The sequence below is a fragment of the Actinospineispora eucalypti genome, from assembly GCF_039543365.1.
Lineage (GTDB): Bacteria > Actinomycetota > Actinomycetes > Mycobacteriales > Pseudonocardiaceae > Pseudonocardia > Pseudonocardia eucalypti.
Genome location: NZ_BAABJP010000043.1, coordinates 280318 through 305843 on the forward strand (window position 1 = coordinate 280318; position 25526 = coordinate 305843).

Sequence of the window (25526 nt, forward strand, 5' to 3'; positions counted from 1 at the left end):
ACATGCACTTATCGGGCCCCGTTGAGTTACCCTTCGACGGGCCCGTGCGCGTGGCCCGGCAACAATTCCCCAAGGCCAGGAGTGAGGGCTGACATGCCCGCGATTGTGTTGATCGGCGCCCAGTGGGGCGACGAGGGCAAGGGCAAGGCGACCGACCTGCTCGGCGGTCAGGTGCAGTGGGTGGTGCGCTACCAGGGCGGCAACAACGCCGGCCACACGGTGGTGCTGCCCGACGGCCAGGACTACGCGCTGAAGCTCATCCCGTCCGGCATCCTCACCCCGGGGGTGCGCAACGTCATCGGCAACGGCGTGGTGGTGGACCCCGGCGCACTGATCGACGAGCTGGCCGGCCTGGACGCGCGGGGCGTGGACACGTCCGGCCTGCTGCTCTCGGCCGACGCGCACCTGATCATGCCGTACCACATCGCGATCGACAAGGTCGGCGAGCGCTACCTGGGCAAGGCCAAGATCGGCACCACCGGCCGAGGCATCGGCCCGGCCTACCAGGACAAGATCGCCCGGGTGGGCGTGCGGGCCGCCGACCTGCTGGACGCGAAGATCCTGCGGCAGAAGGTGGAAGCCGCGCTGGACTACAAGAACCAGGTGCTGGTGAAGCTCTACAACCGGCGCGCGCTGGACGTGGACGAGGTCATGGAGTCCGTCCAGGCCGCCGGCCGCCAGATCGAACACCGCATCGCGGACACCCGCCTGATGCTCAACCGGGCGCTGGACAACGGCGAGACCGTGCTGCTGGAGGGATCCCAGGGCACCCTGCTGGACGTGGACCACGGCACCTACCCGTTCGTGACCTCGTCCAACCCGACGGCGGGCGGCGCGGCGGTCGGCGCCGGCATCGGCCCGATGCGGATCACCCGGGTGATCGGCATCCTCAAGGCGTACACCACCCGGGTCGGCTCCGGGCCGTTCCCCACCGAGCTGCACGACGCGATGGGCGAGCGGCTGCGCAAGGTCGGCGGCGAGGTCGGCGTGAACACCAAGCGGCCCCGGCGCTGCGGCTGGTTCGACGCGGTGATCGGCCGCTACGCCACCCGGGTCAACGGCATCACCGACTACTTCCTCACCAAGCTGGACGTGCTCTCCGGCCTGGAGAAGGTGCCGGTGTGCGTGGCCTACGAGGTCAACGGCCGGCGCTGCGACGAGATGCCCATGACCCAGACCGACGTGCACCACGCCGTGCCGGTCTACGAGGAGTTCCCCGGTTGGTGGGAGGACATCTCCGAGGCCCGCACCTTCGACGACCTCCCGGCGAACGCCCAGGCCTACGTGGAGGCCCTGGAAGGCATGATCGGTGCCCGGGTCTCCGCCATCGGCGTAGGCCCCGGCCGCGACCAAACCATCGAACGCTGAACCCATATCGCGGGTTCCGCCGGCCCATATCGCGGCCCTCACCAGTCCATGTCGCGGATTTTCGCAGTGGGTGAGCTGGGCGAACCCGCGATATGACGTGGGGAAACCCGCGACATGGCGTGGCGTAACCCGCGATATGGGGTTAGGGGGTGCGGAACTCGCGGCGGGCTTCCACGGCGGTGTCGGTGTTGTCGGTGAAGATGCCGTCCACGCCGAGCTTGAAGTACTGGATGTCCTCGTCGATGGCGCGGCCGTAGTCGGTGGGGTTGGCGGAGCTGCGCAGGTCGGCCGGCAGGAACTGGTTCTCGTTGCGGAAGGTGAACGGGTGCACCAGCAGGCCGGCCCTGTGCGCGTCGGCGATCAGCGTGGTGGGGGCACCCGCGACGCCGTCCGCGCTGGTCGGGACGATGTAGGTCTTGGCCGGTCCGATGCCTCGGGCGTACTTGGCGATCTCGGCCAGGCCGGCCGGGGTGACCAGGTCGGCGTAGGTGCGCTTGTCGCCGGCGGCGACCAGGTCGGCCGGGGCGCCGGATGAGTCGATCAGCTGGATCAGCGGAACCTTCAGCTCCTTGTGCAGCTCACGCAGGTTGCCGGTCTCGAAGGACTGCACGAACACCTTCGCGTCCGGGCGGTTGAGCCCGTTGCGGTTCAGCGCATCGACCAGGCCGGGCTCGACGGGCAGCCCGACAGACCGGAAGTACGTGGGGTGCTTGGTCTCCGGGTAGATGCCGATCTCCCGGTGCAGCTCGGCGGACAGGCGGTTGCGCAGGTCGATGACCTCCTGGAAGGTCGGGATCTGGAACCGGCCGTTGTACATGGTGTTGCGCGCGCGGACCTCGGGGATCCGCTCGGTGGCGCGCAGGGTGCGCAGCTCGGCCAAGGTGAAGTCCTCGGTGAACCAGCCGGTCATGGCCGTGCCGTCGACGGTCTTGGTGGTCTTGCGGGAGGCGAACTCGGGGTGCGCGGCGACGTCGGTCGTTCCGCCGATCTCCGGCTCGTGCCGGGCGACCAGCTGGCCGTCCTTGGTGGAGACCAGGTCCGGCTCGATGTAGTCGGCGCCCATCCGCGCGGCCAGCTCGTAGGAGGCCAGGGTGTGCTCGGGGCGGTACCCGGAGGCGCCCCGGTGACCGATGATCAGCGGCCCGGCGGTCTCCGGGGCGGGCGCGCCGGCCGCCGCCGGCTGGCCGGAACCCCCGTTCCCGCCGCAGGCGGAGACCATGGTGAACGTGGTGGCGAGCAACAACCAGGCCAGCGGGCGCGTGGCGATCGACATGGCGAAACCTTACGTCGCACGCGGCGACGAACGGATGAACACAACACGTCTAGTCGTCCCGTGAAAGCATCGCCTCCTCGAGGTCCAGCTCGCGCAGGACTCGGCGGAGCACCTCGTCGTCGATACGGCCCTCGTCGCGGTGCTGGATGAACACCTCCCGCTCGGCGGCGACCATCTCCCGGCGCAGCCGCCGGTGCGCGGCGGCCGGGCTCTCCCCGGCCTCCTCGGCACTGCGGCCGAGCCGTTCCCAGGACGAGTTGGTGCGCATCTGGGCCATGTAGCGCAGCTTGTCGACGGTGCGCTGGGCCACGCCGGGGTCCTGCCCGAGCTCGTCCAGCCGGGCCACCGCCGCCCGGCCGGCCTCGTGCTGGGCCTGCGCCTCGGCCAGTGCGTCGGCGGCGGACTCCTCGCCCCGCACGCCCAGCCGGCGGATCACCCAGGGCAGCGTCATGCCGTGCAGCATCAGGGTGGCCACGGTGACCACGAAGGCCAGGAAGATCAGTGCCTCCCGGTACGGCACGCCGGGCGTGATGGCGAACGCCGCCGCCAGCGACACCACGCCGCGCATCCCGGCCCAGGAGATCACCGCCGGGGTGCGCCAGTTCGGCAGCGGGTCCCGCCGGCGCAGCTTCTTGGACACCAGCCGGGGCAGGTAGGTCGCCGGGTACACCCACGCCACCCTGGCCAGCACGGCGACCGCGGTCAGGGCCAGCCCGACCAGCAGCAGCGGCCCGGCCGCGCCGTACCCACTGCCGCCGCTCAGCTCGCGCACCACGCTGGTCAGCTGCAGGCCGATCAGCGCGAACACCACCGACTCGAGCACGGTGTCCGAGGCGCGCCACACCGCCTCGTCCTGCAGCCGGGTGGCGTAGCCGGTTTCCGGTGCCTTGTGGCCCAGGTAGAGGCCGGTGGCCACCACGGCGAGCAGGCCGGAGGTGTGCGCCTCCTCGGCGATGATGTACACCGCGAACGGCACGGCCAGGCCGAGCGCACTCTCGATCGGCGGGTCGGCCAGCCGCACCCGCACCCGGTGCACCACCCAGCCCACGCCCAGCCCGATCGCCGCGCCACCCACGCCGGCCAGCAGGAACATGCCGACGCCGCTCATCAGGGACACCCCGGCCCCGGCCGCCGCCGCCACCGCCACCCGGAACAAGGTCAGCGCGGTGGCGTCGTTGACCAGGCTCTCCCCGGCCAGGATGGTCATCACCCGCCGGGGCAACCCGAGCCGGCGGCCGACCGCGACGGCGGCCACCGCGTCCGGCGGCGCCACCACCGCCCCGAGCACCAGCGCGGCGGGCAGCGGAAGCCCGGGCACCAGCCACCAGGCGACCAGCCCCACGGCCGCCGTGGTGAACACCACCAGGCCGACGGCGAGCAGCCCGATCGCCCGGATGTTGGCCCGGAAGCCCAGGTAGCTGGAGTCCAGAGCGGCCGAGTAGAGCAGCGGCGTGAGCACCAGCAGCAGCACGACCTCCGGCTCGATGCGGAAGTCCGGCACACCGGGTATGAACGACACCGCGATGCCGACGACGACCAGGACCAGGGTGGGCGCAACCTCCCGCCGGCGGCACACCCAGGCCACGGCGAGCGATCCGAGCACCAACGCGATCAGCGGCAGCACGTTCATGTCAGGAAGAATGCCTTAGGTGAGCTGTCAACACACCGAGGCGTTGGACGCCGAGCACTGGCGGGAGCCGCGACCTGACGCGACCGACGAATGTTACGACTGCGCGGCGGCCGGGGAGAGCGTCTGGGCGCACCTGCGCATGTGCCTGACCTGCGGACATGTCGCCTGCTGCGACTCCAGCCCGTTCCGGCACGCCACATTGCACGCCAAGGAGACCGGCCACCCGGTCATGCGCTCCTTCGAGCCGGGCGAGTCCTGGCGCTGGTGTTACCTGGACGAGTCGATCGTCTGAACGGGCATTAGGCTGCGCGACTGTGCGAGTCCTGGTGATAGGCGGCGGAGCCCGAGAGCATGCGCTGGTCCTGGCCATGAGCCAGGATCCGGCGGTCACCGCGTTAGCCTGCGCACCGGGCAACGCCGGCATCCACTCCCTGGCCGAGCCGCTCGGCCTGCCCGACCCCAACGACGGCGAGCAGGTCGCCGCGCTGGCCCGGCGCTGGCAGGCCGACCTGGTGGTGATCGGGCCGGAGGTGCCTCTGGTCGCCGGGGTGGCGGACGCGGTCCGCGCGGCCGGCATCGCCTGCTTCGGCCCTTCCGAGGCGGCGGCGGCGATCGAGGGTTCCAAGGCGTTCGCCAAGGACGTGATGGCGGCGGCCGGGGTGCTCACCGCGCGCGCCGAGGTCGTCGACAACCCCGGCCGGCTGGATGCCGCGCTGGCCCGGTTCGGCCCGATGTACGTGGTCAAGGACGACGGGTTGGCCGCCGGCAAGGGCGTGGTGGTGAGCCCGTCCTGCGAAGAGGCCCGGGCGCACGCGATGACCCTGCTGGACGCGGGCCACCCGGTGCTCCTGGAGGAGTACCTGGACGGGCCGGAGGTGTCGCTGTTCTGCCTGGTGGACGGCCAGACCGTGCGGCCGCTGCTGCCCGCGCAGGACTTCAAGCGGGTGGGTGACGAGGACACCGGGCCGAACACCGGCGGGATGGGCGCGTACGCGCCACTGCCCTGGGCGGCGCCGGACCTGGCCGAACAAATCGTGGCGGACGTGGTGGCGCCGGTGTGCGCCGAGCTGGACCGGCGGGGCACCCCGTTCTCCGGGCTGCTCTACGCCGGGCTGGCGCTGACCTCGGCCGGGGCCGCGGTGGTGGAGTTCAACTGCCGGTTCGGCGATCCGGAGACGCAGGCGGTGCTGGCCCTGCTGCGCAGCCCGCTGGCCGGGTTGCTGCACGCGGTGGCGACCGGCGCGCTGGCCTCGGCCCCGGAGCTGGAGTGGGCGCCGGGATCGGCGGTGACCGTGGTGCTGGCTGCCGAGGGCTACCCGGGCACCCCCCGGGTCGGCGACGTGATCGTCGGCGCGGAGGCGGACGGCGTGCTGCACGCCGGCACCCGGCGCCGCGACGACGGCGCGGTGCTCTCCTCGGGCGGCCGGGTGCTGTCCGTGGTCGGCACCGGCGGCGACCTGGCGGCGGCGCGCGCGGACGCCTACGAGCGGATGGCCAAGATCAAGCTGCCCGGGGGCCACTTCCGGTCGGACATCGGCCTGCGGGCGGCGGACGGCAAGGTCACCGTCCCGACCGGCTGAGCTGGATGCCCGGGCCGGGCCTTCCGGGCTCTCTGGCCGGCGGTTGGGAAAACCAGGTTGCCGCTTCCGGCATGTGTAAACGGCGTTTTATTGCCGGAAGCGGCAAGCGCGCTTTCCGGACTCCGTTCCTCTCAGGTGCGGGTGGTGCCATCGAGGCATATGGTGCTGGTGAGACGCGTGGGTTTCCGGTCGGAGGGCCGGCGCTCGAGACCGGCGCTCGGGGGCCGGCGCCGCCGGTGACGGTGGCGGTGGCGGATCAGGCTTCGGCGGAGTCGGGTTCGGGTTTCGGTGCCGGCTCGGGTTCTGGCGCCGGTGAGCTGGGGCCGACGAGCTGGTCGGCCAGCTCGTCCAGCGCGCTGATCCGCTGGGTTATGCCGTCGGAGACCGGGATCCCGGCGGCCTCGGCCATGGCCTGCCAGCGGTGCGCCACGTCGTTGCCCCGCAGCGCGGCGGCCCGGGCGGCGTTGCCCAGGCGCTGGCTCTCCTCCGGGTCGCCCAGTGCCGCGGCCACCTCGGCCGGAAGCCGCTCCGAGTGCAGCGGGAACTGCAACGGATGCGCGTCGGCGACGTACTCGCCGAACTGCCGCGAGGACGTCGGCAGATCGCCGGCCAGTGCGCACCCGGCGGCCATCGCCTCGTAGAACCGGCTGCCCACCTCGCGGTGCCGCCGGTCCCGCCGGCGCCGGTTGAACTGGTCGAAGTTGGTCAGGAACACCCGCGACCGGGACGCCATGTTGGTGAAGATCCGCCGGTGCTGCTCCACCGAGGTGACCGCGCCGAGCTGCCCGACGTCCTGTTGGTACTGCCCGTCGTTGTTCGCCGCCCACTGGCGCAGCAGCTGGTGCTGGCCGGGTGGCTCGGCGCCCGGGGAGAACACGTCGATGGACCGTTCGGCCGGGTCCTTGGTGGGGAACGCGAGCACGTCCAGCAGCGGCGGGACCACCCCGACGGTGTGCAGCCGTTCCGAGTGCATGAAGCCGAGCGGCGGGAACTCGCTGCCGGCGAACAGCGCGTCCACCCGGCGGCGCAGCATGGCGATGAGCTCCGGGTAGTGGCGGATCTCGTGCTCGGTGACCACGCCGATGTGCATCACCACCTGGCGGCCCAGCTCGTGCCACTCGGGCAGCCCGACCAGCACCGAAGCGTCGGTCAGGTCGCTGACCAGCACGATCAGTACGTCTGCCGGCTCGCCAAAGCGCTGGTGGTGCTCGATGCGGTACGGGTGGGCCAGCCGGGTGGCCCCCAGGGCGCGGCGCATCCACGGCAGGTGGAACGGCGGCCGGGCGAACCGGGGCGAGGCCAGCATGACCCGGTACATCCCGGCGGCCAGGGTGTCCCTGAGCACGTCCTCCGCCTCGTGCAGGCCGCCGTAGTCGGCGATCGGCCGCACCTCGCGCAGGGTCAGGATGGCCACCGACGGGCCGTTCGGTTCGACTACTTCACCGGGCACCACCAGGGGCAACCCGGCGTCGGACGGACGAGCACTGGGGTGGAGCGGCATCGCTGGGCTTCTCCGGTCGCTGGACGACCGGCGGCTGTCCCCCGGCCGCATCCCAGTATGGACCACCGGTGGGCCGAATCCCCAGAGCCGCACGGCCCCGAGCGGGTGGCCCGTGGTCGCGGCGAGTGCACGGCTGGCCGCGATGAATGGGGAGCTGTACACGGTCGAGGACGAGGTCGCCGCCCACCGCAGGGCGTTGTCCTCCCGTGGAGTGACCACTGGATTGTGCGCATCCCGCCGATCGCCGCAGGTACCGTCGAGAGCCTCGAAACACGGCGAAAGCACTGGTGGTCGCACAGGTGTCAGCACCGACGATACCCACGCCGAGCCCGGCCGGCACGACGGGGCCCGGCGGCAAGGGGGAGCTGCGGATCGGCCCGTTCCGGGTGGATCCGCCGGTGGTGCTCGCCCCGATGGCCGGGATCACCAACGTGGCGTTCCGCCGGCTCTGCCGGGAACACGGCGCCGGCCTGTACGTGTGCGAGATGATCACCTCGCGGGCCTTGGTGGAACGGCACCCCGAGACCTTCCGGATGATCAGGTTCGCGCCCGAGGAACGGCCGCGCTCGCTGCAGCTCTACGGGGTCGACCCGGCCACCGTCGGGGCCGCCGTGCGCATGGTCGTCGAGGAGGACCTGGCCGACCACGTGGACCTCAACTTCGGCTGCCCGGTGCCCAAGGTCACCCGGCGCGGCGGGGGTGCGGCGCTGCCGTACAAGCACCGGCTGTTCGACCGGATCGTGTCCAGTGCGGTGCACGCCGCCGCCGGCCGGGTCCCGGTCACGGTGAAGATGCGCGTCGGCATCGACGAGGAGCACCACACCTTCCTGCGTGCCGGCCGGATCGCCGCCGACGCCGGGGTGGCGGCGGTCGCGCTGCACGCCCGCACCGCCGCGCAGCGGTACTCGGGCGAGGCGGACTGGTCGGCCATCGCCGCGCTGCGCGACGCCATGCCGGCCGAGCTGCCGGTGCTGGGCAACGGCGACATCTTCAGCGCGGGCGACGCGCTGCGCATGATGGCCGGCACCGGTTGCGACGGCGTGGTGGTCGGCCGGGGGTGTCTCGGCCGGCCGTGGCTGTTCGGCGAGCTGGAGGCGGCGTTCCGCGGCCGGCCGTTGCCGCCGACGCCCCGGCTCGGGCAGGTGGCGGCCACGTTGCTTCGGCACGCGCGGCTGCTCACGGAGCACCACGGCGAGCAGAAAGCCATCCGTGACCTGCGTAAACACACGGCCTGGTACTTGAAGGGCTTTCCGGTCGGCTCGGCGCAGCGGCGCCGGCTGTCCATGGTGTCCACGCTGGCCGAGCTCGAAGAGCTGCTCGGCCAGCTGGACGCGGCGGCGCTGCCCACCGACGCGGACGCCCCGCGCGGTCGGCAGGGTTCGCCTGCCCGGGTCACCCTGCCCGAGGGGTGGCTGGACGACCCGGAGGACGCCACCGTGCCCGGTGGTGCCGAACTACCCGATTCGGGGGGTTGAACGGGGGGCATGTCGACCTCGGCCAATTCACAGTCTTGATCGCCTACATGGGCGAAATGCCCCGCACGCCTGGTGTGCGCACCCCGGGCGGACGGGTTCTACACGGGACCATGGGGCAGCAGGAGGTGGATGTTCAGTGAGCGCAGCACGGCCCGGCCGCACGGCCGAGCGATCTTCTCGGCGTGCCGAGCACGCCGGGAAGACGTCCGACGTGGGGCGGAACAGCGCGCGGGCCGGTTCGGTCGGCCCCGCGCCGCGCCAGGCCGGCCCGTTGGAAGATGGTGCGCTGGACGCGCACCTGGATGCCCAGTTGGACTCCGAGCTGGCCGGTGCGCACATCTCCGCCGCCGAGGAGCTGGCCGGGCTGGGGTTGTGGGAAGAGGCCTACGGCCGGCTCCGCAGCGCCGTCGAGATGCTCCACGGCCCCGACCGGCCGCATCCGGTGCGGGCCGAGCTGGACCGCCTGCGCCGCGAGCACGCCATGGTGCACGAGCAGGCCCGCCGCGACTTCCTGACCGCCAGCTACAACCGCCGGTACCTGGACGACCGGCTGTCCACGTTGCTGGACGACCCCTCGGTGCTTCGGGCCGGGATGGCGCTGGGCATGGTCGACATCGACCACTTCAAGAAGGTGAACGACCGGTACGGCCACCCGTTCGGCGACCGGGTGCTGCAGCGGGTGGTGTCCGAGCTGGATGCGGTGCTGCCGGAGGGCTGCTTCTGCGCGCGTTACGGCGGCGAGGAGTTCGCGCTGGTGCTGCCCGGGTGTGACCAGGACGAGGCGGTCGCGGTGTGCGAGCGCGCCCGCCTGCGCATCGACCAGCACCCGTGGGCGGAGCTGGAGCCGGAGCTGCGGGTGACGGTCAGCGTCGGGGTGGCGCATTCGGTGTCCCAGCCGCCGGACGTCGAGCAGTTGCTGATGAGCGCCGACGTGCTTCTCTACGCGGCCAAGGGCGCCGGTCGCAACGCGGTGGCCTACCGCCGGACCTGCGGCACCGTCGCGCTGGCCGGCCCGGCCGGTGCGCGCCGGGATATCCCGCAGCCGGCGTCGGTAGACTGCTGAGGCATTTTGGGGTTCGGGAGGTGACGTGGCAGACGGGGTCGGGGACGATGCCGTCTCGCGCGCGCATCGGCACCGCCGGGAGTCCGAGGGTCTCTCCGTAGCGGACCTGCTGGCTCGGCACGGGCGGGACGCGACCACTCCCGGCCACCGCCACCAGCATCCGGGCGACGAGATGGATCCCTCCGGCGGGCCGGGTCGGGCGCCCAGTTTGGCGCCCGACGGCGACACAGCCGGCAGCGACACCCCCGCCGGGCCGCGTGGCCGGCGCGGCTCCATCGGCCCGATCACCGCGCCGAACCTCCCGGCCGGTCCCTACGGCGGATACCAGCCCGACGCCCCGGCCGGTCGGTATGCCCCGGATTCCTCGGGCGAGCGGTACATCCCGTACAACTCGGGGGAGCGGTACGTCCCGGACGCCCCGATCGGGCGTTATGCCCCGGAGGCTCCGGCCGAGCGGTACGTTCCGAACGATCAGCGCGAGCGGGATCCCCTGGACAAATCGGCTGACCAGTATCCCATGGACGGGCCGACCGGGCGGTACCCGCTGGTCGACCGGCTACCGAGCGCCGATCCGCACGGTTACGGCCCGACGGCGAGCGGCCCGTCGAGCCCGGTGCCCCTGCCTCCGGACGAGCCGCCGTCCTCGTTCGCGGAGTTCGACGCCGAACCGCCGCCGGACGAGCCGAGGGGCGACACGGGGGCGATCTGGTCGTCCGGCCCCGCGCCCGCCGCGCCGGCCGGCTGGCCGGCGGAGCCCGACGAACGCGCCGCCGGCCGGGCGGACCACCCGTTCCGCCCGACCGACCGGGGAAGGTCAGCGATCACCGAATCGCGGCCGTCCTCCCACGACTCCCTGTGGTCCTCGCCGAACCCGTCGACGAACCTTTTCGCGCAGCTCGGTTCCGCCGAACCGGACGACCGGCCCACCGAGGTGGTGCCCCGGGTCGACGACGGCGCCGCGCCGGGCAACGACCTGCCCGGTGGCCTGGGCAACGGCGTCCCCGGCGGCCCGGGCAACGGCATTCCCGGCGGCCCGGGCAACGGCGTGCCGGGCGGCCCGGTCGGTCGCGCACCCGGTGGCCCCGCTCGCGGCGCGCCCGGTGACCCGGCTGATGGCGCCTCCGGTGGCCCGGCGGGGGGTGTCGCGGCGGCGGGTGGTGCGGTTCTCGGTGCGGCCGCTGCCGTTGGCGCGGCTGGTGGTCTTGCCGGCGCGGCGGGTGGTGCGGCCGGTGCGGCCCTCGGCGGCGCTGGTGCGGCCGGTGCGGCGGCCGGGACGGTCGCGCTCGGCGCGGTCGCCGGGACCGCGGCGATCCGGCCCGGCCGGCACTACCGGCCGGACGTGTCCGACCCGGACGCGGCCGACCCCGGCACCGACGAGCCCGCGAGCGGCGAGCAGGGCTTCGCCGGGCCGCCTCCCGACCACGCGGACCAGGCCTTCGCCGAACCTCCCGCCGGCCGGGCCGGGCCCGGCTTCGACGAGCCGACCGCCAACCGCGCCGGGCCGGGCCTTGCCCAGCCACCCGCCGACGACCCCGCCGCGGATCGCGCACGGCCGGCGGCCGACCAGCCCGAACCCGTCGACCAGCCCGCCATGCCCGCCCACGAGGAGTACGACCCCGGCGCCGGGGCCGGTGACTCCGAGAAGCCGGCCGTGGTGAACGCCCCGCCCGCCCTCACCCAGGACCAACGCACCCGGCAGATCGACGCCAGCCTCACCCGGCTGACCGCGATCCACGCCGGCCTCGGCGCCGAGCTCTCCCAGCGGGTGAGCCGGCGCGCGGACGACGAGGAGGAGCCCGCCGCCCCGGAGGCCGACGAGCCGACCGACGACGGCCCGCCGCCGCCGCGCCACCCCACGCTGAACCGGGTCGCCCGGATCGCCGCGCTGGTCGCGGCGGCGGCGCTGTTCGTCGTGGCCGCGTCCGGCTGGGGCATGCAGATCTGGCTGAACACCAAGCTGCGCCCGGTGACCGCGTTGGACGCCGATGCGGAGACCGTGGTGGACGCGGCGGCCCAGCGGGGTGACCGCAACTACCTGTTCGTCGGGTTGCCGCCGGGCGGGCGCGAGGCCCGCCCGGCAACCGTCACCCTGGCCCACCTGGACGCCGCCCGGGAGCGCCTGGTGCTCGTGGGTTTCCCCGAGGAACTGGTGGTGGACCGGCCGAGCTGCGACCGGTGGGACAACACCCAGAACAGCTATCCGGGCGGGACGACCCCGGCCGCACAGGGCATCCGGCTGTTCGAGGCCTACGCCGAGGGCGGCCCGCGCTGCCTGACCAAGACGGTGCAGAAGCTGACCGGCCTATCCGTCAACCACTACACCGGGCTGGACCTCGCCGCGCTGCCCGCGATGGTCGACGCGGTGCACGGGGTGCCGCTGTGCCAGGCGCTGTCCACGTCGCCGGGGCCCGCCCCGGAGAGCGGGCCCACCGTGCTCACCGGCGACAAGGCGCTCGCCTTCGTCCGCGGCTCGGGCGACCAGACCGACGACCGGGTCGCCGCCGCGGGCACCCCCGCCAGGACGACGAACGCGGATGACCAGCTGGCCATCCGGCACCAGCAGGTGTTCCTCGCCGCGCTGCTGAACAAGGCCACGTCGGACGGCGTGCTGAACTCGCCCGGTGAACTGGACGCGCTGGTCAGCGCGTTCGGTGGCGCCTCGTACGAGGACAATGCCGACCTCGGGGAGCTGACCCCGCTGGCCAAGGCGCTGCACCGGATCGAGCCGGCCAAGGTGCTGGTGGTCACCGCGCCGCCCTCGGTCCCGTCCGGCCGGCCGGGTGAGGTGGACCCGGGGGCGCTGTACGCGGCCATCCGGGGGGACAAGGCGCTGCCCGGCGAGACCGTTGCCGACAAGTTGGATAGCGGCACGGCGAAGCCGGAGCCGACCCTGATACCCAGCTCGATCCGGGTCACGGTGCGCAACGCGTCCAAGCGGGCCGGCCTGGCCAACGAGGCCGCCGATTCGCTGCGCACCCTGGGGTTCGTGGTCGCCGGCACCGGTGACGCGCCGGCGTCGCCGGGCGGACGGACGATCATCCGGTACTCCCCGGACCGGGCCAAGCAGGCCGCCGTACTGGGAGACGCGGTGCCGTCGGCCATCGTGGAGCCGGCGCCGCCCCCGCCGGGCTCCAGCACGACCGACCCGGCCGACCCGCTCGACCCGACGGGCATCGACGAGCCGAGCGCGGCCCCCACCCCCGCCCCGTACGTCGGCCCGAGCGTCCTCGAGCTGGTGCTCGGTGACCGGTTCGACGGCCAGGTCCGCGTGGCGCCGGCGCCGGAGCCGAGCGCGGGCGCCTCCGTGGCCAGCCTCCGCGCGGCCACCCACACCGCCCCCACCTGCGGCTGACCGGTCTCGCTCTAGTCGGCGCGGGCCCGGTGCTTCCGCTCGGTGATCTCGTTCATCTGCTCGCGGGTGAGCGAGCGGCCCGGCAGCTCGGCGTTGTCCGGCCGGGCGCGGAACGCCTCCAGCAGGATGGCCAGGTGGCGGCGCCAGGCGCCGGGCGCCACCGCCGCCGAGTCGGGCAGCGTGCGGTGCATGGCGTACATCGCCAGGCCGAAGTCCTCCTCGCTGACGTCCGGGCGCACGTGGCCGTCGGCCTGGGCGCGCTGGAACACCAGCCGGTGGACGTGGTCGCAGTCCTCCCCGATGGCGATCAGCGCGGGGGACTGGGTCATCCGCGACTCGATCAGGTCGGACAGGCCCCGGTCGCGCTCGAACATCGCGCACAGGTCCTCGATGTACACCGTCAGCGCGGTCCAGCTGTCCTCGGTGCGCACCGCCCGCCGGCCGGCTTCCGCGATGTCCTCCCCGAGGTCGGCGAACACCGCCTCGTAGAGATCCTCGCGGGTGGGAAACCGCCGGTAGAGGGTGGCGTTGCCGACCCCGGCGCGCCGGGCGATCTCGTCCAGCGGGGCGTCCAGGCCCTGCTCGGAGAAGACCTGCCTGGCCGCGACCAGCAGTAACTGCCGGTTGCGCGCGGCGTCTTTGCGCAGCCGGGATGGGGCGTCCACGCCCAGTGTCATGACGAGCATCATAGTCAAAATAAGTGTGGAGTAGTCCCCAGTTAGGCGTAGTGTGGCCCACAGAGGTAAGTGGGGATTAATCCCCGTTTGATTCTGAGGGGACTGCCGATGGAGGTCGTCGCGGCCGGGCCGGCCCAGACGTCGAACGCGCCGGCGGCGGGCGAGAAGTGGGCGCTGCCGCTGATCGTGCTGATCGTCGGCATGTTCGCGGTGGTGCTGGACACCACGATCGTGAACGTGGCGATCCCGCACATCCAGCGGGACATCGGCGCCAGCGCCAAGGACGTGGAGTGGATCGCCACCGCGTACAACCTGGCGCTGGGCATGGTGGTGCCACTGGCCGGCTGGCTGGGTGACCGGATCGGGCTGAGCCGCCTGTACGCGCTCTCCCTGGTTGCCTTCGCGGTCACCTCGGTGCTCTGCGGCCTGGCCTGGGACCTGCCCAGCCTGGTGGTCTTCCGGGTGCTGCAGGCGGTGCCCGGCGGCATCCTCCCGGTGATCTCGGTGACCATGCTCTACCGGATCGTGCCGCCGGAGAAGATCGGTTCCGCGATGGGCATGTACGGCCTGGGCGTGGTGTTCGCGCCGGCCATCGGCCCGACGCTGGGCGGCTGGCTGCTGGAGCACACCACCTGGCCGGCCATCTTCTTCATCAACGGCCCGATCGGCCTGATCGGCGCGGTCGCCACGCTGGCGGTGTTCCCGCGCATCCGCCCGACCACCTGGCCGAAGTTCGACCTGATCGGCTTCGTCACCGTGGCCTACGGGCTGTTCGCCATCCTGCTGGCCAGCTCGGAGGGCAAGAACTGGGGCTGGGACGCCTACCCGACGCTGATCCTGTTCGCCACCGGCGGCCTGAGCCTGGCGCTGTTCGTGGTGATCGAGCTGGAGATCGAGAACCCGCTCCTGGACCTGCGGGTGTTCAAGAGCTGGGTCTACACCAACTCGGTGCTGCTGGTCGTGGTGCTGATGATCGGGCTGAACGCGGTGCTCTTCTACCTGCCGCTGTTCATGCAGGAGGGCCAGGGCTACACCGCGCTGCACACCGGCCTGGTGTTGCTGCCCGAGGCGATGGCGCTGGTGGTGATGATGCCGATCGCCGGGCGGCTGTACGACATGTTCGGCGCCCGCATCCCGGCGGTGATCGGCCTGGTCATCGCCACCTACGGCACCTACCTGCTGATGGACCTGTCCCCGAACACCACCGAGTTCCAGTACATGTGGTGGACGGCGCTGCGGGCGGTCGGGGTGGCCATGGCCATGATGCCGATCATGACGGCGGGCCTCTCCGCGCTGCCGCCGGAGATGACCGGCGCCGGCAGCGGCTGGAACAATGTCGGCCAACGGGTGTCGGCGGCGCTCGGCCTCGCCGGGTTCGGCGTGTTCGTGAATGCCCAGCAGCAGCAGATGATCGCCGACCGGTCGGCGCTGATCTCGCCGGCCGACGCCGGTTCGGTGCCCGGCCTGCGCGAGGCGCTGGACCAGGGCGTCCAGGGCCTGTACGGCATCTACGCGAAGCTGCAGGTCGACGTGCTGGCCCAGACCTACGCGGACGTCTTCTTCATTGCCACGCTGCTCACCGGCGCGGCGGTCGGGCTGGCGTTCATGCTGCCGCACGGCGCGCCGAACGCGGCCGGGCAACCCGCCCGGCCCGCCCCTGAGCCTTCCCCGGCCGAGGAGTCGACCGGCGAACCGCCGTCGCCCGCCGAGCCCTCGGCCGGGGGACCCGAGGTGCCGTCGGAGCGGGTGCCCGAACCGGTGTCCGCCGGCCATCGTTGATCAACGGTTCCGCCGTCGCGGCAGGTGAAACGGCTTTCCCGGCGGCCGGCGTGGTGATCGTTCATCTTGTGTTCACCTTTTGCTGCCGGTCGGGTGATGGGGGACGCCTAGGCTCATGGCATGCGTGAGGCGTATCAGTCGAAACTGGGTGGGCTGGCCGGCGAGCTGGCGGACATGTGCGACATCGTGGCCCAGGCCATGCGGAAGGCTTCGGACGCGCTGCTGGGAGTGGATCTCCCGCTGGCCGAGGAGGTCATCACCGGGGACGACCGGATCGATCAGCTGCGCAACCAGGCCGAGGAGGACGCGTTCGCGCTGCTCGCCCTGCAGGCCCCGGTGGCCACCGACCTGCGCGTGGTGGTCTCCGCCATCCACGCCGCCGGCGACCTCGAGCGGATGGGCGACCTCGCGCTGCACGTGGCGAAGGCGGCACGCCGGCGCCACCCGGAGAGCGTGCTGCCGGAGGAGATCAAGCCGTACTTCGCCGAGATGGGCAAGGTCGCCGTCGAGCTCGCCGAGAAGGCGGCCGGCATCATCCGGGACCCGGACGTGGATCGCGCCCGCGAGCTGGAGTCCGACGACGACGCCATGGACGACCTGCACCGGCACATGTTCACCGTGATGATGAGCCCCAAGTGGACGCACGGTGTGGCCGCCGCCGTGGACGTCACGCTGCTCGCCCGTTTCTACGAGCGCTACGGCGACCACGCCGTCTCCGTGGCCCGCCGCATGGTCTACGTGGTCACCGGCGAAATGCCCGCCCCCACCGACGCCTGACCCCACCCCACCCCAAACAACCTGATTCAGTCACTTCAGCACGGTGGTTCAGTCACTCTTGACTGCTGGAGTGACTGAACCGGTGTGCCGAAGTGACTGAATCAGGGTTGGTGTGGGCGTCAGTAGCGGAGGGCGTCGATGGGTTTTAGGCGGCAGGCGCGCAGGGCGGGGTAGCTGCCCGCGACCAGGCCGATGAGCAGGCTCACGCCGAACGCCACGATCGTCGCCGGGATGGACAGCTCCGGGGTGGGGAAGTCCGGCAGGTACCGGGGCAGCAGGCGCTGGGAGATCAGCACGGCGGCCACCCCGAATATTGCGCCGAAGATTCCCCCGATCCCGGCGATGATCGTCGACTCGAGCATGAACTGCTTGAGGATCGCGCCCCGGCGGGCGCCGACCGCGCGCCGCACCCCGATCTCGTTGGTGCGGTGCGCGACGGTGATCAGCATCATGTTGGCGATGCCGACCGCGCCGACCAGCAGGCAGATCCCGGCCAGCACGGTGATGGCGATGGCCAGCACGTTCATCAGGTGCTTGACCCGTTCGACCAGCGTCGGCATGTCGCTGATCGAGTAGTCGCGCTGCTTGGACTTCGGGATGCCGTGCCGCTCGTCGAGCACCTTCTTGATGTCGGTCTCCGCCTGGTCCCACTGCTCCGGGCTGCTGGCGATCATCTTGATGGTGTTGAGCATGTCGTTGCCGGCCATCAGCGGCCGGGCGGTGCTCAGTGGCATCACCACGTCGTCGCCGCTCTCCTTGAATACGCCGACGATCTTCATCGGGATCCGGCCGATTCGGATGTAGGAGTTGATCGCGGCGTTGTCGTCTTTGTTGAAGAAGTATTCAACGACATCGGTACTCACCGCGATGACCTTTGCCCGGTCCCGTTCCTCTTGTTCGGTGAACATCCGTCCGGACTGCATCGTGCGATTCTCGGCCATCAGGTAGGGGCCGTTGACCCCGACGATGCCCAAGGTCCATTCTTTCTCGCCGTCCCGCAGAACGGCCGAGCCGGTGCGATAGGCGGTGACCGAGTGGTAGTTCTTGGCCGCTTCGGGGTCGGCGAGCGCGGCCGCGTCGCCTTCGGTCAGCGGCATCACCGGACCGCCGCCTTGCTGCCCGGGAGTGGACTTCTTGGCGATGGAGAGTGCGCCGCTCATCGGCGCGAGACGCTCGTAGAAGGCGTTCGAGGTGCCGTGGCTGAAGCCGGCGAGAACGATGACGCCCATCACGCCGGCGATGATCCCGAGAAGGGTCAGTCCGGTGCGCAAGCGCGCCGCGCTCATGCATTGAATCGCGTCCGATAACGCTTCCCTGAAACGCACGGTGGCATCCCCTCCGGTGTCGAGGGGGCCCGCCGCGCTCGTAGATCAATTTGCAACGGCCCGCACGAAACCGCATTCAGTGCATGCGGAAATCGCCGCCCGTCGCCCCCGCCGGGGTCCCCTCTGTGTGCCTCCAGTCACAGTTATTGAAGCTCGGAAGTGGTCGGGAAGCAATGGGCTAGCCCGACGACAAACATCAAATGTCGGCAAAGCCGGCCCCGGACACACGCCGGCCCCCGTACCGGCGGGCGGTACGGGGGCCGGCGGAAACGTCCGGTGGATCAGCCGAAGCGGCCGGAGATGTAGTCCTCGGTGGCGCGCTCGGTCGGGTTGGAGAAGATCTTGTCGGTGTCGTCGATCTCCACCAGGCGGCCGGGTTCACCCGTCGCCCGCAGGTTGAAGAACGCGGTCTGGTCACTCACCCGCGCGGCCTGCTGCATGTTGTGCGTGACGATGACGATCGTGTAGTCCTTCTTCAGCTCGCCGATCAGGTCCTCGATGGCCAGCGTGGAGATGGGGTCCAGGGCGGAGCACGGCTCGTCCATCAGCAGCACGTCCGGCTGCACCGCGATGGCGCGGGCGATGCACAGCCGTTGCTGCTGACCGCCGGACAGGCCGCCACCGGGCTTGGCCAGCCGGTCCTTGACCTCGTTCCACAGGTTCGCCCCGCGCAGCGAGCGCTCGGCGATCTCGTCCAGGCGCCCCCGGTCCCGCACTCCCTGCAGCTTCATACCGGCCACCACGTTGTCCCGGATGGACATGGTGGGGAACGGGTTGGGCCGCTGGAACACCATGCCGATGGTGCGCCGCACGGACACCGGGTCCACGGTGCGGGCGTAGATGTCCTCGCCGTCCAGCAGCACCTGGCCCTCCACGCGAGCGCCCGGGATGACCTCGTGCATGCGGTTCAGCGTGCGCAGCACCGTGGACTTGCCACAGCCGGACGGCCCGATGAAGGCGGTCACGCTGCGCGGCGGCACGGTCAGGCTCACGCTGTCCACCGCGTGGAACGTGCCGTAGTAGATGTCGACGTCCTTGAGATCCAGCCGCTTGGCCATGGTTCCGTGAGCCCCTCTACTTCGTCTTGGGCGCGGTCCACTTGGACAACGCGGCCGCGATCAGCTGGAAGATGGTGATGATCAGGATCAGGGTGAGCGCGGCGCCCCAGATGCGGTCCCCGCCGGCCATGGTCGGGTTGTTCCGCTCGACGGTCATGACCAGCGGCAGTGACGCCATGTTGCCGCCGAAGATGTCGAAGTTGATGTACGGGGCGTAGGCCACCAGGATCAGCACCGGCGCGGTCTCACCCATGATCCGGGCCAGCGCCAGCACGATGCCGGTGAGCATGCCGGACAGGGCGGTCGGGATGACCACCTTCAGGATGGTGCGCCACTTCGGCACGCCCAGCGCGTAGGAGGCCTCGCGCAGGTCGGCCGGCACGATCTTGAGCATCTCCTCGGTGGACCGCACCACCACCGGCACCATGAGCAGCACCAGGGCCAGGGCCACGGCGAACGCGCTGCGGTCCAGGCCGAAGATGGAGATCCACACCGAGTAGACGAACAGCGCGGCCACGATGGACGGCACGCCGGTGAGGATGTCCACCATGAAGGTGGCGGCCTTGGACAGCTTGGTCTGCGCCTTGCCGGTGCCGCCGTACTCCACCAGGTAGACGGCGACCATGATGCCGATCGGGGTGGCGATCAGCGCGGCGATCAGGCTCTGCACCAGCGAGCCGTAGATCGCGTGGTACACGCCGCCGCCCTGCTGGCGGGCCAGCAGCCCGTTCAGCGACTGGAACCACCAGTTGGGGTTGACCACCACGTGCAGGCCCTTGCTCAGCACGGTGATCACCACCCAGAGCAGCGGCACCAGGGCGACCAGGAAGGCCAGGGCGACCAGCCCGGTGGCCAGCTTGTCGGTCAGCTTGCGGCGCGTGCTGATCCCGGTGAACGCCGGTTTGATGGCCGGTGAGTCGATCGGTGGGCTCGCGGTTGTCACGACTTCGGCACCCCTCGGTTGACGATCGCCCGCGCGGCCGCGTTCACCGCGAAGGTGAGCAGGAACAGCACCAGGCCGGCCGCGATGTAGGCGCCGGCGGACAGCGCGTTGTTCAGCTCGGCGAAGGACAGCGCGATCTTCGAGGCGAACGTGGCGCCGCCGTCGAACAGGCTGCCCCGGAACGGCGCCGCGACCGACGCCAGGATGATCATCAGCGCGATGGTCTCGCCCAGCGCGCGACCGAGGCCGAGCATGGACGCGCTCACGTAGCCGGCCCGGCCGAACGGCAGCACCGTGGTCCGGATGACCTCCCACCGGGTGGCGCCGAGCGCCAGCGCGCCCTCGATCTGCATCCGGGGCGTGCGCTCGAACACCTCGCGGGTGATCGCGGTGATGATCGGCAGGATCATCACCGCCAGCACGATCCCGGCGGTGAACAGGTTGGCCCCCCGCACGATCGGCACGTTGTCCGGGTAGCTCTTGAACAGGAAGAACCAGCCCAGCGCGCCGTTCAGGCCCTCGGCCACCGGGTAGATCACCGGGGCCAGCACCAGCAGGCCCCACAGGCCGAAGATGATCGACGGCACCGCCGCGAGCAGGTCGACCAGGTAACCGAAGGGCTTGGCCAGCCGGCGGGGCGCGTACTGCGTCAGGAACAACGCAATACCCAGCCCCACCGGCATGGCCAGAACGAGGGCGAACACGGACACCTCGACGGTGACCAGCAGCAGGTCCAGAATTCCGAACCGCAGGTTCGCCGGATCGCCGGCGTCGAACTCTCGGCTGGTCAGGAAGTTGGCGTGGTCGGCCAACAACGCAGGGACCGCCTGGATCAGCAGGAATAAGCCAATTGCCCCGATGAGCAGCACGACGAACCAGCCGGAACCGGTGGCCAGCCCGCCGAACACGCGGTCACCGCGCTGGACCACCGTCCGGCCGCCGCCGGACGGCGGCCGGTCCTGGGGGTTGGGCTGAGATTCCACTTCGCTGGTAATGCCTGCCTCCCGGCTGCTGCTTCGGGTGACCGAATCCGCTGATGGTTCGCTCGCCAGCTCGCTCACCGGACTAACCGATAGCCTGGATCGCGGTCAGCAACTTCTGCTTGAACGACTCCGGCAGCGGTGCGTAGCCGGCCTCCGGCAGCTGCTGCTGCCCATTGGTGGCGGCCGTGGTGAGGAACGCCTTGACCGCCTGAGCGGTCGGCGCGTCGTAGCCCTTTGAGCAGACGATCTCGTAGGTGGCCAGCAGCAGCGGGTAGGCGCCCGCCGTGTTGCCGCCGTACACCGACTTCAGGTCCAGCTTGAGGTCGTTGCCCGAACCGCTGACCTTGGCCGACTCGATGGCCTTGCCCACGGTCTCCGGAGTCAGCTCCACCGGGCCGGAGCCGGAGTCGAGCTTCGCCATGCTGATGTTGTTGTCCTGGGCGTAGGACAGCTCGACGTAGGTGATCGAGCCGGCCGCGCCGGAGACCGCCTGGGAGACGCCGGCCGAACCCTGCGCGCCGGAGCCGACGCCGCCGGCGAACTTCTTGCCGGCGCCCTGGGTCCACGCGCCCTTGCTGGAGGCGGTCAGGTACTGCTGGAAGTTGTCCGTGGTCCCGGACTCGTCCGAGCGGAACACCACGTTGATCGGGGTGCTGGGCAGCTGCGCGCCGGAGTTCAGCGCGGCGATGGCCGGGTCGTTCCAGGTCTTGATCTGGCCGTTGAAGATCTTGGCGGCGACCTCGCCGTTCAGCACCAGGTTGGTCACGCCGTCGAGCTTGTAGCCGATGGCCACCGGGCCGAACACCAGCGGGAGGTTCCACGCCGGGTTGCCCTGGCAGCGCTGCTGCGCGGCGGCGACCTCGGCGTCCTTCAGCGCGGAGTCCGAGCCGCCGAAGTCGACCAGGCCGGCGTTGAACTGCTTCACGCCGGCGCCGGAGCCGGTGGGGTTGTAGGCCAGGTTCTGCCCGGAGCACTGGGCCTGGTAGGACTGGATGAAGACGTCGATGGCGTTCTTCTGGGCGGACGAGCCCTCCGCGGTCAGGTTCGCTTTGCCGCCGCAGTTGGCCGGCGGGCCCCCGGCGGCGTTGCCGCCCCCGTTGCCGCCCGGCTTCGCGTTGGGATCACTACCGCAGCCGGCTACCACGAGCGAGCCGGCCGCGATGAGCGCGAGCAGGGCTGGCGCCGCACTGCGTCGCTTGAGATTCACGACGGAGTCCTCCGAGGTTGTGCTTTGTGCGGCTCGGGGTGGCCGCCTCACCCCCGGACGTTAGGGATACTGGATGGACGTCGCCCCCCGTACGGGTAAACGCAGGGTGAACAGGCGGCCCAGGGTGGCGCTCGACACCACCCGTGAGATATCCCCGAGACCCGGCCGTGACCTCGAAAGGTGACATAAGGTAACTAACCTTAAAGGATCATCAAATCTATGGTGTCGGCCGTTTACGGCTCGTGGCGGAACGCGGCGTCCGTGTGGTAATGCTCGAAGCCCAGGTTCCGGTAGACGCGGACGGCCGGGGCATTGTCCGCCTCGACGTAGAGCATTACGTCCGACAACCCCCGGTCCCGGAGGTGGCGCAGCCCGGCGAGGGTGAGGGCCGCGCCCAGCTTGCGGCCCTGCTGAGCCGGGTCGACGCCGACCACGTAGACCTCGCCGAGAGAAGCGTCAGCGGAACGAGTATCGGCACCGATCCGTTCCGGGGCGGTGTGCACCTTGGTCCAGTGGAAGCCGAGCAACCGGTCGGGGTCGGTGGCCTCGACGGCGAGGAAGAAACCCTCCGGGTCGAACCAGGGCTCGTTCTCCCGCTGTTTGACCTGGTCCAGGGACCAGCCACCCTGCTCGGGGTGCCAGTCGAAGGCGGCGTTGTTGACCCGCAGGAACTCCGACTCGTCCCGCCCGGGGCGGAACGTGCGCAGCGCGACGCCCTCGGTGAGGCGCACCTCCGGCAGCTCCGGCGTGGCCAGCGACCGCCGCATCTGCCACAGCTCGCGCACCTGCTGGAAGCCCAGTGTCTGGGCCAACGCCTTCGCGCCCGGGTGCTCGCCATGGGCCCAGATCCGCAGCGCCCGTGGTTTCGCCTGCTCGATCAGGGCGTTGACCAGCACCCTGCCGATACCTTGCCGGCGGGCTCCGGGGTGGACAGCCAGCTCGCCGACCGCTTCGTCCGGGTTGGCCAGGTCCAGCGTGGCATAACCGGTGAGACGGTCGTCGTCGATAGTGAACAGGTGGACGGCATCCGGGGCGAGCAGTGCGCCCTCGCCGATCGGTGCGGTGCCGTCCTCGGCGGTCGCCGCGGCAAGCAGCTCTTGCACCTGCTCTGCGTCAACTTGTGCGCTCACCGTCACCTTCGCCACGGGGTCGACCCTACCCAACGTTTGGGGCCGGGTCGGGGTTTCAAGATCGCTTGGACGGCCGCGGTCGGGATTCGTGTCGGGTTGGGCGGCGGCCGTTGCGTTTGCCGCGCCGTCGTCCAGCCGTTTGGTTACCCTGCGTGGTCGTCGGGGGAAGGTTTTGGTGGGGAGCGGGGTTCGTGCAAACGCCGAGTGCTGGCTGAGTCCGGTGAAATGCGTGATCGAACCGGACTGAGCTTGCGCTCGGCGGCAGGGGTCGCCGCCGGAGGCGGCGGACCGCTTACGTTGCGTAGCGAGGGACCGCTCCGGGGCCGCGCGCAGCGGAAGACGCACCGTGCGCCCCAAACGTTCGGGCGGCTCCCGACGCGCATGAGGCAGCAGCCGCGCCGTCCCGGCCGTCCTTGAGACCGTGCCGCGTACGCACATGTCGCGCGGCTCCGGGCTACGCCGAGTGGAAGCTGCGTCGGGTCAGGTCAGGGCGTCGGCGGGGGTGTCGGTGGTGGTGCCGGTGGTGGTGGTGCCTTCCATGGAGGAGGCCAGGGACGCGCGGCCGGGGCGGACGAACTTGTAGCCGACGTTGCGCACGGTGCCGATGAGCTGCTCGTGCTCCGGGCCGAGTTTGGCGCGCAGGCGTCGCACGTGCACGTCCACCGTGCGGGTGCCGCCGAAGAAGTCGTAGCCCCAGACCTCCTGGAGCAGCTGGGCCCGGGTGAACACCCGGCCGGCGTGCTGCGCGAGGTACTTGAGCAGCTCGAACTCCTTGTACGTGAGCTCCAGCGCGCGGCCCTTCAGGCGGGCGGTGTAGGTCGCCTCGTCGATCATCAGCTCGCCGAGTACCAGTGCCCCGCCGCCGGCGGCGGCGTCGGAGCCGGGCCGGGCGCGCAGCAGCCGCAGCCGGGCGTCCACCTCGGCCGGGCCGGCGCCGGGCAGCAGGATGTCGTCCACCGCCCACTCCGGGGACACCGCGACCAGTCCGCCCTCGGTGAGCACGGCGACCACCGGCACGTCCAGCCCGGTGGTGCCGAGCAGCCGGCAGAGCCCGCGCGCGGCGACCAGGTCGGTGCGCGCGTCCACCAGCACCGCGTCGTGCGGGCCGGCGTCCAGCAGCGCGGCCACCTCGGGTGCGCCGGTGCGCACACCGTGCGGCAGCAGGGACAACGCCGGCAGCACCGAGTCAGGGCGCGGGTCGGCGGTGAGCAGCAGCAACTCCATGGGTTGGCTCCTCCCGTAGGGGACGACCCGGTGGTCGGTCACATTTTGCTAACCGGGAGGATACCTGGCGGGAAGCGGTCGGGAACCCTTGAGCGACAGAGTTCACGCTGGTAGTCGAGGCTGATGCGATCAAGAAGGCGGCGGGAAGGCGCGGTTGTGAAGAGGCTTGTGATCGGCTTGGTGGCGGCGATCGTGCTGCTGGTCGCGGTGGACTACGCGGCGGCGGCGACCGCCGAGTACCAGGTTTCCAGCCGGTTGCGCCAGCAGCTGGCGCTGCCGGACGACCCGGCCGTCAAGATCAACGGCTTCCCGTTCCTGACCCAGGCGCTGGGCGGCGACTACCAGCGGGTCGAGGTGTCCGCCGACCGGCTCACCGTCGGCCAGATGAACAACGTCGGCGTGCGCGCGCAGCTCTACCACGTGCGGCTGCCGCTGGGTGAGGTGCTGTCCGGCACGCTGCGCAGCATCCACATCGACGACCTGCAGGGCACCGTGCAGGTCACCGACGAGGACCTGCGCCGCCAGCTGCGCGGGGTGACCAAGCTGAAGGTGCAGCCGGTGGACCCGGGCGCACTGGATGCCGCGCTGGCCAACTCCAAGGACGCGATGCCCGGTTCCTCGGTCACCGGGATCACCCCGGACCAGGCGGTCCGCCTGGTCGCCACCACCGACGTGCTGGGCCAGAAGACGGAGGTCTCGGTGATCGCCGTGCTGCAGCTGGCCGGCCGGCAGATCCAGATCAGCCCCCGGGACATCCGGCTGGGCAGCGGGCCGGCCGCCACCCGGCTCCCGGACACGGTGCAGGCCTCGCTGCGCCGGATGTTCACGTTGCAGATCGACCCGGGTGAGCTGCCCTTCGACGTCACCCCCACCACGCTGCGCGCGGTGGACACGGCCATTCAGGTCAGCGGGGTTGCGCACAATGTCACCGTTGCCGCCGGCGGCGGCACCGGCGACTCGTGAGTGAGAAGTATTGCTATAGCCACACTTCTCACTCACGGGCCCGCCGCTAGGCGGGCATTTCAGCTACCCTGGTCGCCGTGTATTGGCCGCTGACCCGTCGCCGCGCAGTTGATCTGTGCCGCGTGGGCAGCTGCCTGTGTCCGGCGCACTGAGCGCGGACGGTTTCCGCCTGCTCGTTTCCGAGCCAGCGCCGCTCCGCCTACGGCCGTCATTCCCGG

General features: G+C 71.3%; 21 protein-coding genes. 10 read left to right on the forward strand and 11 right to left on the reverse strand.

Features of this window, described 5'->3' with window-relative positions; all coding sequences use genetic code 11:
• The first annotated feature begins 93 nt into the window (after positions 1-93).
• On the forward strand, positions 94-1368 hold the full coding sequence (locus ABEB12_RS32985; RefSeq protein ID WP_185063568.1) for an adenylosuccinate synthase: 1275 nt from the start codon (positions 94-96) through the stop codon (positions 1366-1368).
• A 142-nt stretch (positions 1369-1510) separates the two neighbouring features.
• Here ABEB12_RS32985 and ABEB12_RS32990 read toward each other — a convergent pair whose 3' ends face one another.
• Both ABEB12_RS32990 and ABEB12_RS32995 read right to left on the reverse strand, forming a co-directional pair.
• Positions 1511-2641, reverse strand: a complete 1131-nt coding sequence (locus ABEB12_RS32990; RefSeq protein WP_185063569.1) for a glycerophosphodiester phosphodiesterase family protein — start codon at positions 2639-2641, stop codon at positions 1511-1513.
• 49 nt (positions 2642-2690) lie between these two features.
• Positions 2691-4271, reverse strand: a complete 1581-nt coding sequence (locus tag ABEB12_RS32995) for a Na+/H+ antiporter (RefSeq protein WP_185063570.1) — start codon at positions 4269-4271, stop codon at positions 2691-2693.
• A 19-nt stretch (positions 4272-4290) separates the two neighbouring features.
• Between ABEB12_RS32995 and ABEB12_RS33000 the strand changes: the two genes are divergently transcribed.
• Both ABEB12_RS33000 and purD read left to right on the forward strand, forming a co-directional pair.
• Entirely contained in the window at positions 4291-4563 is a 273-nt protein-coding gene (locus tag ABEB12_RS33000) for a UBP-type zinc finger domain-containing protein (protein ID WP_185063571.1), read from the forward strand.
• 22 nt (positions 4564-4585) lie between these two features.
• Positions 4586-5851, forward strand: coding sequence for a phosphoribosylamine--glycine ligase (purD, locus tag ABEB12_RS33005; RefSeq protein ID WP_185063572.1), 1266 nt, complete (start codon positions 4586-4588; stop codon positions 5849-5851).
• 256 nt (positions 5852-6107) lie between these two features.
• Here the strand turns inward: purD and ABEB12_RS33010 are convergent, their stop codons facing one another.
• A complete protein-coding gene (locus ABEB12_RS33010) occupies positions 6108-7352 on the reverse strand; it encodes a glycosyltransferase family protein (RefSeq protein WP_185063573.1) in 1245 nt (414 codons plus the stop codon).
• Between the two features lie 299 nt (positions 7353-7651).
• Here ABEB12_RS33010 and dusB point away from each other — a divergent pair, with 299 nt between their 5' ends.
• The 3 genes from dusB to ABEB12_RS33025 all read left to right on the forward strand — a co-directional run bounded on the left by dusB (position 7652) and on the right by ABEB12_RS33025 (position 13242).
• Entirely contained in the window at positions 7652-8827 is a 1176-nt protein-coding gene (dusB, locus tag ABEB12_RS33015) for a tRNA dihydrouridine synthase DusB (RefSeq protein WP_425572296.1), read from the forward strand.
• A gap of 136 nt (positions 8828-8963) precedes the next feature.
• Entirely contained in the window at positions 8964-9890 is a 927-nt protein-coding gene (locus ABEB12_RS33020) for a GGDEF domain-containing protein (RefSeq protein ID WP_345703342.1), read from the forward strand.
• A gap of 25 nt (positions 9891-9915) precedes the next feature.
• Entirely contained in the window at positions 9916-13242 is a 3327-nt protein-coding gene (locus ABEB12_RS33025; RefSeq protein ID WP_185063574.1) for an LCP family glycopolymer transferase, read from the forward strand.
• A gap of 11 nt (positions 13243-13253) precedes the next feature.
• Here the strand turns inward: ABEB12_RS33025 and ABEB12_RS33030 are convergent, their stop codons facing one another.
• Positions 13254-13919, reverse strand: a complete 666-nt coding sequence (locus ABEB12_RS33030) for a TetR family transcriptional regulator (RefSeq protein WP_185063575.1) — start codon at positions 13917-13919, stop codon at positions 13254-13256.
• Positions 13920-14027: 108 nt separating this feature from the next.
• Between ABEB12_RS33030 and ABEB12_RS33035 the strand changes: the two genes are divergently transcribed.
• Both ABEB12_RS33035 and phoU read left to right on the forward strand, forming a co-directional pair.
• The gene (locus ABEB12_RS33035) at positions 14028-15698 is read left to right on the forward strand and encodes a DHA2 family efflux MFS transporter permease subunit (RefSeq protein ID WP_185063576.1); all 1671 of its coding nucleotides are present in this window, start codon (positions 14028-14030) and stop codon (positions 15696-15698) included.
• Positions 15699-15818: 120 nt separating this feature from the next.
• The gene (gene phoU / locus ABEB12_RS33040) at positions 15819-16475 is read left to right on the forward strand and encodes a phosphate signaling complex protein PhoU (protein WP_185063577.1); all 657 of its coding nucleotides are present in this window, start codon (positions 15819-15821) and stop codon (positions 16473-16475) included.
• 119 nt (positions 16476-16594) lie between these two features.
• On the opposite strand, the gene ABEB12_RS33045 is transcribed toward phoU, so the two are convergent.
• The 7 genes from ABEB12_RS33045 to ABEB12_RS33075 form a co-directional block, all read right to left on the reverse strand.
• Entirely contained in the window at positions 16595-17761 is a 1167-nt protein-coding gene (locus tag ABEB12_RS33045) for an ABC transporter permease (protein ID WP_185063578.1), read from the reverse strand.
• A 320-nt stretch (positions 17762-18081) separates the two neighbouring features.
• Positions 18082-18858: a phosphate ABC transporter ATP-binding protein PstB gene (pstB, locus tag ABEB12_RS33050; protein WP_185063579.1), complete on the reverse strand. Its 777-nt coding sequence runs from the start codon at positions 18856-18858 to the stop codon at positions 18082-18084.
• A gap of 16 nt (positions 18859-18874) precedes the next feature.
• Positions 18875-19801: a phosphate ABC transporter permease PstA gene (gene pstA / locus ABEB12_RS33055; protein WP_185063580.1), complete on the reverse strand. Its 927-nt coding sequence runs from the start codon at positions 19799-19801 to the stop codon at positions 18875-18877.
• The gene (gene pstC, locus ABEB12_RS33060) at positions 19798-20730 is read right to left on the reverse strand and encodes a phosphate ABC transporter permease subunit PstC (RefSeq protein WP_425572298.1); all 933 of its coding nucleotides are present in this window, start codon (positions 20728-20730) and stop codon (positions 19798-19800) included. The genes pstA and pstC overlap by 4 nt, the downstream gene beginning before the upstream one ends.
• 136 nt (positions 20731-20866) lie before the next feature.
• Complete coding sequence (gene pstS / locus ABEB12_RS33065; RefSeq protein ID WP_185063582.1) at positions 20867-21991, reverse strand: phosphate ABC transporter substrate-binding protein PstS; 1125 nt, start codon at positions 21989-21991, stop codon at positions 20867-20869.
• A 233-nt stretch (positions 21992-22224) separates the two neighbouring features.
• Positions 22225-23136 (reverse strand): mycothiol synthase, encoded by a 912-nt coding sequence (gene mshD, locus ABEB12_RS33070; RefSeq protein WP_345703344.1) that lies wholly within the window; start codon positions 23134-23136, stop codon positions 22225-22227.
• 465 nt (positions 23137-23601) lie between these two features.
• Positions 23602-24345, reverse strand: a complete 744-nt coding sequence (locus ABEB12_RS33075; protein WP_185063584.1) for a winged helix-turn-helix domain-containing protein — start codon at positions 24343-24345, stop codon at positions 23602-23604.
• Positions 24346-24501: 156 nt separating this feature from the next.
• Here ABEB12_RS33075 and ABEB12_RS33080 point away from each other — a divergent pair, with 156 nt between their 5' ends.
• Both ABEB12_RS33080 and ABEB12_RS42280 read left to right on the forward strand, forming a co-directional pair.
• The gene (locus tag ABEB12_RS33080; RefSeq protein ID WP_185063585.1) at positions 24502-25308 is read left to right on the forward strand and encodes an LmeA family phospholipid-binding protein; all 807 of its coding nucleotides are present in this window, start codon (positions 24502-24504) and stop codon (positions 25306-25308) included.
• 77 nt (positions 25309-25385) lie between these two features.
• Positions 25386-25460, forward strand: a complete 75-nt coding sequence (locus ABEB12_RS42280; RefSeq protein ID WP_425572299.1) for a putative leader peptide — start codon at positions 25386-25388, stop codon at positions 25458-25460.
• Positions 25461-25526 lie beyond the last annotated feature (66 nt).

Bases quoted from the DNA above. Each gene is read 5' to 3' on its own strand.
- ABEB12_RS33030 (WP_185063575.1), bottom strand. From the start codon at position 13,919: ATGACACTGGGCGTGGACGCCCCATCCCGGCTGCGCAAAGACGCCGCG.
- pstB (WP_185063579.1), bottom strand. From the start codon at position 18,858: ATGGCCAAGCGGCTGGATCTCAAGGACGTCGACATCTACTACGGCACG.
- ABEB12_RS33010 (WP_185063573.1), bottom strand. From the start codon at position 7,352: ATGCCGCTCCACCCCAGTGCTCGTCCGTCCGACGCCGGGTTGCCCCTG.
- ABEB12_RS33075 (WP_185063584.1), bottom strand. From the start codon at position 24,345: ATGGAGTTGCTGCTGCTCACCGCCGACCCGCGCCCTGACTCGGTGCTG.
- ABEB12_RS32995 (WP_185063570.1), bottom strand. From the start codon at position 4,271: ATGAACGTGCTGCCGCTGATCGCGTTGGTGCTCGGATCGCTCGCCGTG.
- ABEB12_RS33035 (WP_185063576.1), top strand. From the start codon at position 14,028: ATGGAGGTCGTCGCGGCCGGGCCGGCCCAGACGTCGAACGCGCCGGCG.
- ABEB12_RS32985 (WP_185063568.1), top strand. From the start codon at position 94: ATGCCCGCGATTGTGTTGATCGGCGCCCAGTGGGGCGACGAGGGCAAG.
- ABEB12_RS32990 (WP_185063569.1), bottom strand. From the start codon at position 2,641: ATGTCGATCGCCACGCGCCCGCTGGCCTGGTTGTTGCTCGCCACCACG.
- phoU (WP_185063577.1), top strand. From the start codon at position 15,819: ATGCGTGAGGCGTATCAGTCGAAACTGGGTGGGCTGGCCGGCGAGCTG.
- ABEB12_RS33045 (WP_185063578.1), bottom strand. From the start codon at position 17,761: ATGAGCGCGGCGCGCTTGCGCACCGGACTGACCCTTCTCGGGATCATC.